This window comes from Streptomyces sp. NPDC058052, from assembly GCF_042885515.1.
GTDB lineage: Bacteria > Actinomycetota > Actinomycetes > Streptomycetales > Streptomycetaceae > Streptomyces.
In genome coordinates this window covers 220117-232278 of sequence record NZ_JBHVRX010000005.1, presented here as the reverse complement: position 1 = coordinate 232278, position 12162 = coordinate 220117, and the positions used below count along the sequence as shown (strand labels likewise).

9 protein-coding genes and 1 tRNA gene are annotated in these 12162 nt (G+C 73.2%); 8 read left to right on the top strand and 2 right to left on the bottom strand.

The annotated features are described in order from the left end of the window. Window positions 1–19 precede the first annotated feature (19 nt). The gene (locus ACFVU3_RS09920) at window positions 20–2251 is read left to right on the top strand and encodes a transglycosylase domain-containing protein (protein ID WP_390065244.1); all 2232 of its coding nucleotides are present in this window, start codon (window positions 20–22) and stop codon (window positions 2249–2251) included. Window positions 2252–2329: 78 nt separating this feature from the next. On the opposite strand, the gene ACFVU3_RS09915 is transcribed toward ACFVU3_RS09920, so the two are convergent. Beyond that, the gene (locus tag ACFVU3_RS09915; RefSeq protein WP_390065242.1) at window positions 2330–2794 is read right to left on the bottom strand and encodes a GatB/YqeY domain-containing protein; all 465 of its coding nucleotides are present in this window, start codon (window positions 2792–2794) and stop codon (window positions 2330–2332) included. A 74-nt stretch (window positions 2795–2868) separates the two neighbouring features. Between ACFVU3_RS09915 and ACFVU3_RS09910 the strand changes: the two genes are divergently transcribed. The 4 genes from ACFVU3_RS09910 (at window position 2869) to ACFVU3_RS09895 (ending at window position 6138) form a co-directional block, all read left to right on the top strand. Beyond that, window positions 2869–3807 carry a metallophosphoesterase gene (locus ACFVU3_RS09910; RefSeq protein ID WP_390065240.1) on the top strand — a complete coding sequence of 313 codons (939 nt, stop codon included), beginning with the start codon at window positions 2869–2871 and terminating at the stop codon, window positions 3805–3807. Window positions 3808–3848: 41 nt separating this feature from the next. Next, window positions 3849–4532, top strand: coding sequence for a Pr6Pr family membrane protein (locus ACFVU3_RS09905; RefSeq protein ID WP_390065238.1), 684 nt, complete (start codon window positions 3849–3851; stop codon window positions 4530–4532). A 38-nt stretch (window positions 4533–4570) separates the two neighbouring features. Further along, window positions 4571–4644, top strand: a tRNA-Pro gene (locus ACFVU3_RS09900). A gap of 276 nt (window positions 4645–4920) precedes the next feature. After that, window positions 4921–6138, top strand: a complete 1218-nt coding sequence (locus tag ACFVU3_RS09895; RefSeq protein ID WP_390065236.1) for a sensor histidine kinase — start codon at window positions 4921–4923, stop codon at window positions 6136–6138. Between the two features lie 92 nt (window positions 6139–6230). Here ACFVU3_RS09895 and ACFVU3_RS09890 read toward each other — a convergent pair whose 3' ends face one another. Beyond that, window positions 6231–8780 carry an FtsX-like permease family protein gene (locus ACFVU3_RS09890; RefSeq protein WP_390065235.1) on the bottom strand — a complete coding sequence of 850 codons (2550 nt, stop codon included), beginning with the start codon at window positions 8778–8780 and terminating at the stop codon, window positions 6231–6233. Window positions 8781–9048: 268 nt separating this feature from the next. Here ACFVU3_RS09890 and lanKC point away from each other — a divergent pair, with 268 nt between their 5' ends. From lanKC to ACFVU3_RS09875, 3 genes are all read left to right on the top strand, one after another. Next, on the top strand, window positions 9049–11622 hold the full coding sequence (gene lanKC, locus ACFVU3_RS09885; RefSeq protein WP_390065233.1) for a class III lanthionine synthetase LanKC: 2574 nt from the start codon (window positions 9049–9051) through the stop codon (window positions 11620–11622). Window positions 11623–11726: 104 nt separating this feature from the next. Further along, the gene (locus ACFVU3_RS09880) at window positions 11727–11840 is read left to right on the top strand and encodes a SapB/AmfS family lanthipeptide (RefSeq protein ID WP_390065232.1); all 114 of its coding nucleotides are present in this window, start codon (window positions 11727–11729) and stop codon (window positions 11838–11840) included. Window positions 11841–11909: 69 nt separating this feature from the next. Beyond that, window positions 11910–12023, top strand: coding sequence for a SapB/AmfS family lanthipeptide (locus tag ACFVU3_RS09875; RefSeq protein WP_390065230.1), 114 nt, complete (start codon window positions 11910–11912; stop codon window positions 12021–12023). Window positions 12024–12162 lie beyond the last annotated feature (139 nt).

The window sequence follows — 12162 nt, the reverse complement described above, 5'->3', positions numbered from 1 at the left end:
GAGAACGTAGGCTGCCCCCATGGCAAAGAAGCGCTCGGGCGGTGGTCTGACCGGGACCCAGCAGGCCGCCAAGTTCCTCGGTGTCAGTGTGCTCTCCGGAGCCGTGCTGGCGGGCATCGCCCTGCCCGCGGCCGGCGCACTGGGTCTGGCGGCGAAGGGCACGGTCGAGGGGTTCGACGAGATCCCCTCCAACCTGAAGACCCCGCCGCTCAGTCAGCGCACCACCATCCTGGACTCCAAGGGCGGGCTGATCGCCACGGTCTACTCGCGGGACCGCAAGGTGGTGCCGCTGGAGAAGATCTCCCCCTACATGCAGAAGGCGATCGTCGCGATCGAGGACTCGCGCTTCTACGAGCACGGGGCCATCGACCTCAAGGGCGTGCTGCGCGCGATCAACAAGAACGCGCAGTCCGGCGGGGTCTCCGAGGGCGCGTCCACGCTCACCCAGCAGTACGTGAAGAACGTGTTCGTCGAGGAGGCGGGCGACGACCCGGAGAAGGTCGCGCAGGCCACCCAGCAGACGATCGGCCGCAAGGTCCGCGAGCTGAAGTACGCGATCCAGGTCGAGGAGGAGCTGGGCAAGAAGAAGATCCTGGAGAACTACCTCAACATCACGTTCTTCGGGCAGCAGGCGTACGGCATCGAGGCCGCCTCACAGCGCTACTTCTCCAAGCCCGCGGCCAAGCTGGAGCTGGGCGAGGCCGCGATGATGGCCGGCCTGGTGCAGTCGCCGAGCCGCTTCGACCCGATCAACGACCTCCAGGAAGCCACCAAGCGGCGCAACATCGTCCTCCAGCGCATGGCGGACGTCGGCGACATCAGCCAGGCCGAGTTCGACCAGGCCAAGGCCAAGCCGATCAAGCTGAAGGTGAAGACCCCGAGGAACGGCTGCATCACCGCCGTCGACGGCGCCGGCTTCTTCTGCGACTACGTCCGCAAGACGATCCTCAGCGACCCGGTCTTCGGCAAGACCGCCGAGGACCGCCAGAAGCTGTGGAACCTGGGCGGCCTGACCGTCCGGACCACGCTGGACCCGAAGGCGCAGGCGGCGGCGAACGAGGCGGCCGTGGCCAAGGTCAACAAGGACGACGGGGTCGCGACCGCCGTCGTCCAGGTCCAGCCCGGCACCGGCAAGATCCTGTCGATGAGCCAGTCCCGCCCGTACGGCCTGGACCAGAAGCAGCACCAGACCACGCTCAACCTCGCCGTCGGCAGCAAGATGGGCGGCACCACGTACGGCTTCCCGGTCGGCTCGACCTTCAAGCCGATCACGGCCGCCGCCGCCCTGGAGAAGGGGCTGTCCCCGGCGACCAGCTACGACACGCCGTGGAAGATCGCGATGCAGGAGAGCGACTACACGCGCTGCGACGGCAAGCCCTCGGGCTACGCGGAGTGGTCGGTCCAGAACGAGCTCGAGTCGGAGAAGGGGGCGTACGACATGACGAGCGCCCTCGGCAAGTCCATCAACACCTACTTCGCCAAGCTGGAGCAGGCCGCCGGCCTCTGCGAGACGCTGACGATGGCGAAGAAGGTCGGCTACGAGCGCGAGCTGGGCAAGCCGATCAAGCAGAGCCCGTCCGCCACCCTCGGCTCCCTGGAGAGCACCCCGCTCGACATGGCGAACGTCTACGCGACCTTCGCCAACCGCGGCATCTACTGCGTGCCGGTGGTCATCGACTCGATCAAGGCCGCCAACGGCGACAAGCTGAACGTGCCGCAGACCAAGTGCACGCGCGCGATGTCCGACCGGACCGCCGACATGATCAACCAGATGCTGAAGGGCGTCGTCGAGGACGGCACCGGTACCCGGGCCGGTCTGAGCGACCGGGACAACGCGGGCAAGACCGGTACCACCGAGGGCCGCAAGGACGCCTGGTTCGTCGGCTACACCCCGAACCTGTCCACCGCGGTCTGGGTCGGCGACGACGTCGGCAAGCGCGACGAGATGTTCGACCTCACCATCGGCGGCGTCTACTACGACAAGGTCTGCGGTGGCTGCCTCCCCGGCCCGATCTGGCGGATCGCGATGACGGGCGCGCTCGGCGACGACAAGCCCTCCTTCGTCGGCGTCAAGGTCCCCCGGGCCGAGAAGCCGAAGCCGAAGGACAAGCCCGAGGGCGGCAAGCCGCGCGACCGCGACAACGACGAGGACGACAAGCCGGCCGACCGGCCGACCATCCCCGGCATCACGCTCCCGGACCTGACCGGCGGCGACGCCACCCGGGGCAACAACGGGCGCGGCAACCGCTGACGCGGACGCCCGCACACCGGCGCACGCACGAGGGCGCCCCCACCGATCCGGTGGGGGCGCCCTTCCCGTGCCGGGGGCTCAGCCCGCGAGCAGCTTCTTCACCGTGGCGGCGACCCGGCCGCCCTCGGCCAGTCCGGCCACCTTCGGGTTCACGATCTTCATGACGGCGCCCATGGCGCGCGGGCCCTCGGCGCCGGCGGCCTTCGCCTCCTCGACGGCGGCGGCGACGATGCCGTCCAGCTCGTCGTCGGAGAGCTGCTTCGGCAGGTACGCGTCGAGGAGGACGCCCTCCGCCCGCTCGCGCTCGGCCGACTCGTGGCGACCGCCCTGCTCGAAGGCGTCGGCGGCCTCGCGCCGCTTCTTCGCCTCCCTGGCGATCACCTTCTGCACCTCGTCCTCGGAGAGCTCGCGCTTGGTCTTGCCCGCGACCTCCTCCTTGGTGATCGCGGTGATGGTCAGCCGCAGGGTCGAGGAGCGCAGTTCGTCCCGGTCCTTGATGGCGGCGTTGAGGTCGTCCTTCAGTCGTGCCTTGAGCGTGGTCATGGCACCCAGTGTCGCAGGTGCGCCCCGCCCCCCGCCCGTCCATTTCCACCCCGCGGGTCTGGAACGATGGGGGGATGCGCGCACGGTACGGGATCCCCCTGAAGATCACGGCAGGCGTCGCGGCCACGGCCGCGGCCGGACTCGTCTACGCGGCGGGCTTCGAGGCCCGCTCCTTCCGGCTCCGCCGGATCACCGTCCCCGTCCTGCCTCCGGGCATGGACGACCTGCGGGTCCTCCAGGTCTCCGACGTCCACATGGTGTGCGGCCAGGACAAGAAGCGGGCGTGGCTGCAGAAGCTCGCCGGGCTCCGCCCCGACTTCGTCGTGAACACCGGGGACAACCTCTCCGACACCGAGGCCGTGCCGGAGCTCCTCGACGCGCTGGGCCCGCTGATGGAGTTCCCGGGCGTGTACGTCTTCGGCTCCAACGACTACTACGGCCCCCGGCTGCGCAACCCCGCCCTCTACCTGCTGGAGAAGGCGCAGGGCCGGCACGGGCTCAACGGCAACAAGCCGGTCGTCGGCGCCGTGCACAACCCGTGGGAGGGCATCAAGGACGCCTTCGACGCGGCCGGCTGGGTGGACCTCACCAACACCCGCGGCCGGCTCAAGCTGCCCCAGGCCGACCTGGCCTTCACCGGCCTCGACGACCCGCACATCAAGCGGGACCGGTACGAGCGGGTGGCCGGCGGCCCCGACACGTCGGCGGACTTCTCGCTCGGCATCGTCCACGCCCCGTACCTGCGCGCCCTCGACGCCTTCACCGCCGACGGCTACGAGCTGGTGCTCGCCGGGCACACCCACGGCGGGCAGCTGTGCATCCCCTTCTACGGGGCGCTCGTCACCAACTGCGACCTGGACACCGGCCGGGTGAAGGGCCTCTCGACCCACACCGCCGGCGGGCACACCTCCTACCTGCACGTCTCCGCCGGCTGCGGCACCAACCGCTTCACCCCGGTCCGCTTCGCCTGCCCGCCCGAGGCGACGCTGCTCACCCTGACGGCACGCGCCTGACCTCCGTACGGGGGCCCACCCGCCCCCGTACGGTGAGGGCCATGCCGCATCGGTTCACCGCCCTCGTCCGCGGCCTGATCGCCCTGGCCGCGGCGACCGGCATCGTGATCGAGTGCGTCGAGGGGAACCCCCTCGTCGTCTTCAGCTTCTTCACGATCTGGTCCAACACCGCCGTCGCCGTCGTCCTCGGCCTCGGCGCCGTCCGCGCCTGGACCGGCCGGCCGCCGCTGCCCGCGGTGTGGACCGGCGGCGTACTGCTCTGCGTCACGATCGTCGGACTCGTCTTCCACCTGGTCCTCGACAACCCGTCGAGCCCCTTCGGCCAGGCCGCCGACATCGCCCGGCTCACCGGCGCCCGCGCCGTCGCCAACCAGCTCCTGCACACCGTCACCCCGCTCGGCGTCGCCCTGGAGTGGCTGCTCCTCACCCCGCCCGGCGCGCTCCGCCCCCGCCACGCCGTGCTGTGGCTCGCCGCGCCCGGCACCTACCTGCTCTTCGCCCTCGCCCGCGGCGCCCTGCTCCCCGCCGGCGCCCGGACCCGCTACCCGTACCCGTTCCTCGACGTCGCCGCCCACGGCTACGCCGGCGTCCTGCTCCACGCCCTCGTCCTCGGTCTCGCCTTCTGCGCCCTCGGCCTCCTCCTGGTCACGGCGGACCGCTTCCGACCTGCGGTGGCACCTCGCCGAAACCGGATTTCGTCTCTGGGCGCGGGTGGGCTAAAGTAATCGATGTCGCCGCGACGTGAAGAACAGAGCAGCGACATCGGGGTGTAGCGCAGCTTGGCAGCGCGCTTCGTTCGGGACGAAGAGGTCGTGGGTTCAAATCCCGCCACCCCGACAGCCGCAAGACCAGGTCAGGGGCCTGATCCGAGACATCGGATCAGGCCCCTGAGTGGTTTCCGGGGGTCCGCGCGCGCCGGCCGGCGGAGTTTCCCGGACCGCCGGCCACGAAACGGCCGGATCACGCTGTCAACGGCCACCCTTCGGCCAACAGCGGTCTCGACCGGTTTGGCGACTGTCATCCACAGCGATCCCCCTCTTACCGTGAACCTCGCCTGGACACGGGGAGGGAAAGACATTGGATCCGCTGGCGTTATCGACCCTGGCCGGAACCGTGCTGGAGGACGGGAACAGTCCGCGGCTCGCGCGGGTGATCGTCCGCCTGGTCGCCGTCGGCTTCTGCTTCGCGGCGGTGGTGGCGACCTCGGCCAACCGGGAGGGGATCGGCCCCCTGATGGTGGCCTCGGCCATCCTGGTGGCGACCCTGGGGCTCCACCTGCGGCACTCGGCGCGCGTCACGGTGCGACGCCGCAGACCGTGGTGGCCCTGGTCGCTCGTGGCGCACGGGGCCGTGACCTACGGGCCGTACCTGTTCTTCCAGGACACCTGGGTCGGCATCCCCGGCTCCTTCGCCGCCGCGGTCCTCCTGACCACGCCCCTGCCGCACGCGTGGACCGCCTTCGGCGCGCTCGCCGTCCTCCAGGTGCCGCTGACCCTCGCCCTCGGCGAGACCACCGGACAGGCCCTCAACTCGGCGGTCTCCCACGCCGTCGGCGGACTGGCCCTGTTCGGGGTGGCGCGCCTCGCGGACCTGACCGAGGAACTGCAGTCCGCCCGCGCCGAACTGACGCAGCGGGCCGTCGACCACGAACGGCTGCGGTTCGCCCGCGACCTGCACGACCTGTGCGGCTACTCGCTCACGGCGGTCACCCTCCAGTGCGAGGGGATCCAGCGCTTCGTCCGCAGCGACGGACGGCGGGCCGAGGAGGAACTGGTCCGGACGCAGGCGCTCGCCCGGCAGGCGCTCTCCGAGATGCGGGCCGTGTCCTCCGGGTACCGCGTGCTGTCGCTGGCCCGGGAGGCGCAGTCGGCGGCCGAACTGCTCAGGACCCTCGGGGTGGACGTCGACCTCGAACTCGCCGAGGGCCTGCTGCCCGGACAGATCGACGAGACGCTGGCCATCGTGGTCAGGGAGGCCGTCACCAACGTGCTGCGCCACAGCAAGGCCCGGCACTGCGAGATCCGGCTCACCGCCGGAGGCGGCCGGACCGACCGGCGCTGGGTCCGGCTGGAGGTCTCCAACGACGGGGCCGCCGACGCCGGGAGGGCGCAGGAACGCGCCGCCGCCCATCCCCGGGCGCTCGGCGGCAGCGGACTGCGCAACCTGCGGGAGCGGGCCTCGGAGCAAGGAGGGCTGCTCACCGTCGAGACGGAGGGGAAGGACCTGTACCGGCTGTCGGTGACGCTGCCGTGGCAGCTCCGTACGGTCCTCCCGGCCCCCCGCCCCGGCACCTCGCCGACGCGGCCGGACGGAGTCCCGCGGCGGCGGTGACGCGGGGCCGCGGGCCCGCCGCGCCGCGGACCCGCGGTGACCCGGGCCGGCTCCTGGCCCGCGGGGCCGGCCGGGGGCGGGCGTTCCGCCGGTCAGGAGACGGCCCTGGCCAGGCCGCCGGGGGTGGCGGCGGAGCGTCGCATGACCGTCCCGCCGACGAGGACGGCCGTCGCCGCGGTCACCGCGGGCGCCCCGACCGCCAGGGCCGCCAGCGCTCCGCCGGCCAGGGCCGGGACGGGCGTCCCGCCGAGCGAGAGGCTGAGCGGCACGAGGACCGCGAGGCAGACCAGGGCGGCCAGCGACAGCGCGACGACGCAGGTGAGGACGGCCTCCCAGGCGAGCATCCGCAGCACCTGGCCGGACTGGGCGCCGGCCAGCCGCAGCAGGGCGAACTCCCCGCGGCGCTTCGCCGTCGCCATCCCCAGGGTGTTGACGACGGCGATGGCGGTGAAGACGTTGATCATCGCCAGGAGCAGGAGGACGAAGAGACCGGCCGCGCCCGGGGCCGACCCGCCCTCCGCCGGAGCGCCGGCCCCGTCGACCCGCGCCCCGGGGTACTCCGCCGCGAGGGCCGCCAGCCGGCGTCCGACGGCGTCCCGGTCGGCGCCCGCGGCGGTCCGGACCAGGACGGTGCCCTCCAGGGGGTCGGCGGCGTGCCGGGCCGCGGCGGCGCGCGGGAGGAGCGCGTCGGCGAAACCCCGGTCGTGGGCGTAGACGGCGGCGACACGGAAGGTGCCGTGGGTGCCGTCCGCCCAGTCGACCCGGACGTCGTCCCCGACCCCGGCGCCCAGCTCCCCGGCCGCACCCGCACCGAGCGCCAGCGAGGTCGTGCCCAGGGAGTCGATCGAGCCCGCGCGGACGCCGAGGTCGAGGAGCCGCCCCACCGCGTCGGCGCGCATCGCGACCAGGCGGCCGCCGACGACCGACCCGCCGTCGCCCTCTCCGGCGTCCGCGCGCCGCAGCCCTCCGTCGACCGGAAGCTGCCCCGACGCGGCCGCCACCCCGGGGATCCGGGCGGCGCGCTCCGCGAACTCCGGTGCGAGCACCGGCCGGCCTGAGGTCACCACGTGGTCGGCGAGCAGCCGCTGCCGGTCCGCCCGCTCCGCGCTCTCCGAGGTGATCAGCGGGGCACAGAGGAGCGTGGCGGTGAGGGATACGGCGAGCACCAGCGGTGACCCGGTGGACGCCAGCCGGCCGTGCTGCCGCTGCAGGTTGCGCACGGCCCACCCGCCCTCCTTCGGGAGGAACGGCCGGACGGGGACCAGCAGCAGCGCTCCGGCCGCGCGGAAGAGCGGTGGCGCCAGCAGCGCCACCCCCACCATCAGGACCAGGACCATGCTCTCGGCCGTGCCCCCGCCGCCGTCCAGGCGGCCCGCGGCCATCGCGCCGAGCGCGCCGCCCGCCGCCGCGAGCACGCCCGCCCCGGCGAGGACCCGCCACCGGCCGATCCCGGGAGCGGGCACGGCCGACTCGCGCAGCACCTCCACCGGGCGCACCCGGGAGGCGCGCCGGGCGGCGGCGAACGAGGCGATCTGGGCGGTGAGGAGGGTCAGTCCGACGGTCAGCCAGGGCGCGGCGGGCCCCACGGAGAGGGCGAACGACGGCGGCAGCACCTCGCCGTCCACCAGGAAGCGGTGCAGGAGCAGGGCGAGTCCGATGCCGCCCGGTACGCCGACGAGCGCCGCGGCCACCGTCACCAGGAGGGCCTCCGCGGCGATCATCCGGCGGATCTGGCCCGTGGTGGCCGCGACGGCCCGCAGCAGCCCGATCTCGGTGAGCCGCCCGGAGACCGCGAGCGACAGGGTGCCGGAGACGACGAAGCCCGCCACGAACAGCGCGAGCACCCCGAAGGTGCCGACGAGCGAGGAGAGCACCGACCCCGGGTCCGGCACGTTCCAGAACTCCGCCTCGGCCCGCCCGGCCCCGGAGGCCACCACGACCGGAGCCGCGCCGTCCCCGTGGACGCGGCCGGCCTCCCGCTCCACCTGCCGCCGGAGCGCCTCGACGTCCGCGGACGTCCTGGCGACGACCCCGACGGCGCGGACCGGCTCGGCGGAGCCGGCCGTGAGCCGTGCCGCCTCGCCGGGGGTGTGGAAGACCGCGTACTGGCGCGCGAGCCGGCGCGGCGGGTCGGCGACCCCGGCGACCCGGTAGGCGCGCGGCCCGTCGGGTCCGGCCAGCCGCACGGAGTCCCCCGGGCCGGTGCCGAGCCGGGCGGCGAGGGCTCCGTCGAGGACGACCTCGTCGTCGCGCGCCGGGGCCCGGCCGCGGGTCAGCGCGAAGGCGCCGAGGACGGCGCTGTCCCACGCGTGTCCCAGGGACGGGCCGCCCCAGCGCGGCTCGACCGGCTCGCCCGATCCGTCCACCGCCGTCGTCGGGAACGACAGCTCGGACACCACCCGCTCGACCGCGGGCAGTTCCTCCAGCGCCTCGCGCAGCGCCTCGGCCCGCGGCACGAAGGGGTACCCGGAGACGACCACGTCCGCGGCCGCGTACCGCTCGGCCCGGGGTTCGCCGCGCGTGCTCGATTCCAGCAGCACGGCGCACGCGGTCGTCATGATCAGCGCGAGGACCAGGGCGAGAAAACTGGCCGCCCAGTTTGTTCTGCGGCCCGAAAAGGTCCGCCACGCGAGTCGTAACACAGGCACCTCTCCAGGCGGTGGACTTCTCCCTGTCCGGGTCTCGGCAGCCTATCCAAGCACGGGGTGACATTCACCAAATCCCAGGTGGACCAGGCACTTTGGCTGAATCCACCACGCTGGACCATGCGTTCTTCACGGTTCAAGTTGTGCATTGTGTACTGGTGCAAGCAATTCCCCCATGAAAGATTTCGAGCTGTTCGAGCAGATCGAATGCGAGCCGGCGGGGCGGACGAGGGGGGACTCGGAAATGCGCTACGAGGCGTATTGCATGGCGGACCGGACGTTCTTCGATTCGCCTTCCACGGCGGGCGACGACGGGTACGCCTTCGCCGCCGCGGACCGGGCGCTCCCCGACGGGTGGCGGAGGGTCGGCCAGGACGACTGGCTGGTCTGCACCCCGGAGGGCGCCCGCCGGCCGGAGCAGGGCTGGAAGGTCCACACCTCCGGGTGCCAGGACAACGCCGAGAAGATCCTCGACGCCGTCTGGGACTTCTGCGTCCCCCGGCGGATCCCGTTCAAGTTCCTGCGCGGGCAGCACATCCTGCGGCTGCGGAACATGAAGTACGCGGCGCGGGGGGCCAGCGGGAAGCTGGTCACCGTCTACCCGGCCGACGAGGCGGAGCTGCGCGAGGTGCTGGAGGGGCTCGACGCCGTCGTCGGCGGTGAGCCCGGGCCGTACATCCTCAGCGATCTCCGCTGGAACCAGGGGCCGTTGTACGTCCGCTACGGCGGGTTCGTCGAGCGCCACGTCGTCTCCGAGAAGGGGATCCTGGAGCCCGCCGTCGCACGGCCCGACGGCACGCTCGTGCCGGACCGCCGGCGCCCCGGGTTCCACGTCCCTGACTGGGTGACGCTGCCGGCGTTCCTGGAGCCGCACGCCGAGGCCCGGCGCGACTCCTCCCTGGCCGAACTGCCCTACGCCATACGCCGGCCGGTGCACTTCTCCAACGGCGGCGGCGTCTACGTGGCCGAGGACATCCGCACCGGCAAGGAGGTCATCCTCAAGGAGGCCCGCCCCCACGCGGGGCTGACGGCCGACGGCCGGGACGCGGTCAGCCGGCTCCGGCAGGAACGGGACATGCTCCAGCGGCTGGCCGGCCTCGAAGCGGTCCCGGAGCTGCTGGGCTGGTTCACCGTGGGCGACCACCACTTCCTCGCCCAGGAGCTCGTCGAGGGACGCCCGTTGAGCAAGTTCTTCGGGCTGAAGTACCCGGAGACCGGGCCACGGGCCGATCCGGCCGAGGTCGCCGCGTACACCACGTGGGCGATGGACGTCTGCCGGGCCGTCGAGCGCGCGGTCGCCTCGGTGCACGAGCGCGGCGTCGTCTTCGGCGACCTGCATCCGTACAACGTCATCGTGGGGGACGACGGCCGCGTCGGGCTGATCGACTTCGAGGTCGCGGCCCCCGCCGAGGCCGGGGCGGCCCGGATCCTGGGCCACCCCGCCTACGCGGCGCCCCGTGACCGCACGGGGTTCGCGGCGGACGTCTACGCCCTCGGGTGCATCGAGCTCGCCGTCTTCCTGCCGCTCACCGCGTTGCTCCGGTTCGACCCGCACAAGGCGTCGGAGCTGGCCGACGAGATCGCGGAACGCTTCCCGGTGCCCCGCGCGTACCTTGACTCCGCCGTCCGCAAGATCCTCGGCGACGGCTCCCCCGCGGACACCGGCGACGGCACGGGCGGCACCCGCCGCACGGCCGCCGGTCCCGCACGCCGGCCCGCCCGGCCGCCCCGCCCGCGCGCCGACCGGAAGAGCTGGCCCTCCGTGCGCGCCTCGCTGGCGGAGGGGATCCTGGCCAGCGCCACCCCGGACCGGGACGACCGGCTGTTCCCCGGCGACATCGCGCAGTTCAGCACGGGCGGCCTCAATCTGGCGCACGGGGCGGCGGGCGTGCTCTACGCCCTGGACGTCACGGGCGCGGGCCGCAGTCCCGCGCACGAGGAATGGCTCCTCGAACGGGCGCTGCGCCAGGAACAGCGGTCCAGGATCGGCTTCTACGACGGGCTCCACGGCGTGGCCTTCGTCCTCGGGCACCTGGGGCACCACGACGCGGCACGGCGGGTCCTGGACCGATGTAGGGCCGAGCGGTGGCAACGGCTCGGCACAGACCTGTCCAGCGGTCTGGCCGGCGTCGGACTCAACCTGCTCCACTTCGCCGGCACCACCGGCGACACCACCCTCCGGGAGAGCGCCCTCGGCGTGGCCGGCCTCGTGGCCGAACGCCTCGGCTCCGAGACGGACGTCCCCGAGGTGAGCGGCGGGCCCCATCCGCGCGCGGGACTCCTGCACGGCTCGTCGGGACCGGCCCTGCTCTTCCTCCGCGTCTACGAGGCCACCGGCGACGCGGCCTTCCTCGACCTCGCGGCGACCGCGCTCCGCCAGGACCTGCGCCGCTGCACGGTCCGGGAGAACGGCGCCCTGCACGTCAACGAGGGCTGGCGCTCGCTGCCGTACCTGGCCGAGGGCAGCGCGGGCGTGGCGATGGTCCTGGACCTCTACCTGGCCCACCGGGACGACGAACGCTTCCGGACCGCGGCGGCCGGCGCGCTGATCTCGTCGAGCTCCCGCTTCTACGTCCAGCCGGGACTCTTCAACGGCCGGGCCGGCATCCTCGCCCACGCCACCGCCGTCTCGGCGGAGCGCACACCGTCCGACGATCCCCTCGTGGCCGCGCACATCGACGCGCTGAACTGGCACGCGCTGGAGTTCCGGGGCCATCTCGCCTTCCCCGGCGAACAGTTGCTGAGGCTCTCGATGGACCTCGCGACCGGCTCGGCCGGAGTGCTCCTGGCCCTCGGCTCCGCGCTGCACGACGCTCCCGTGCGACTGCCGTTCCTCTGACCCGCCCCGGGCCCGTACCCCGGCCCCTCAGACCTGCCCGCCGATCACGGAGGGCGCCCGCGACGCGGGCACGCGCATCCGCGCCGGAAGGAGGTGATCCCACGATGTCCCTGCTCGACCTTCAGGAGATGGAACTCCCGACCGAGTCCGCGGAGGAGCAGCTGCTCGGCAGCGGTACCAGCCAGCACTGCTCCGACGCCAGCTGGGTCTTCTGCTGACCGGCCCGACGGGCCGGCGAGCACCGCGCACAGCCAGGAATCCGAACCACACCGACGAAAGGACACACCATGTCCCTGCTCGACCTCCAGGAGATGGAACTGCCCGCCGAGAACCCCGAGGCGGAGATGCTGGGCAGCGGCACCAGCCAGCACTGCTCCGACGCCAGCTGGGTCTTCTGCTGATCCACGCGTCGCCGGGTCCGCGCACCGCGGCCTGAGAGCGTCACACGCGGCCTGCGGGCCGTGAACGGCCGGTCGGCGGGTGTCGCAATCACCCGCCGGCCGTGCCGCGTTCCGTCCGGCGGCCCACCGGCCCGCGTCC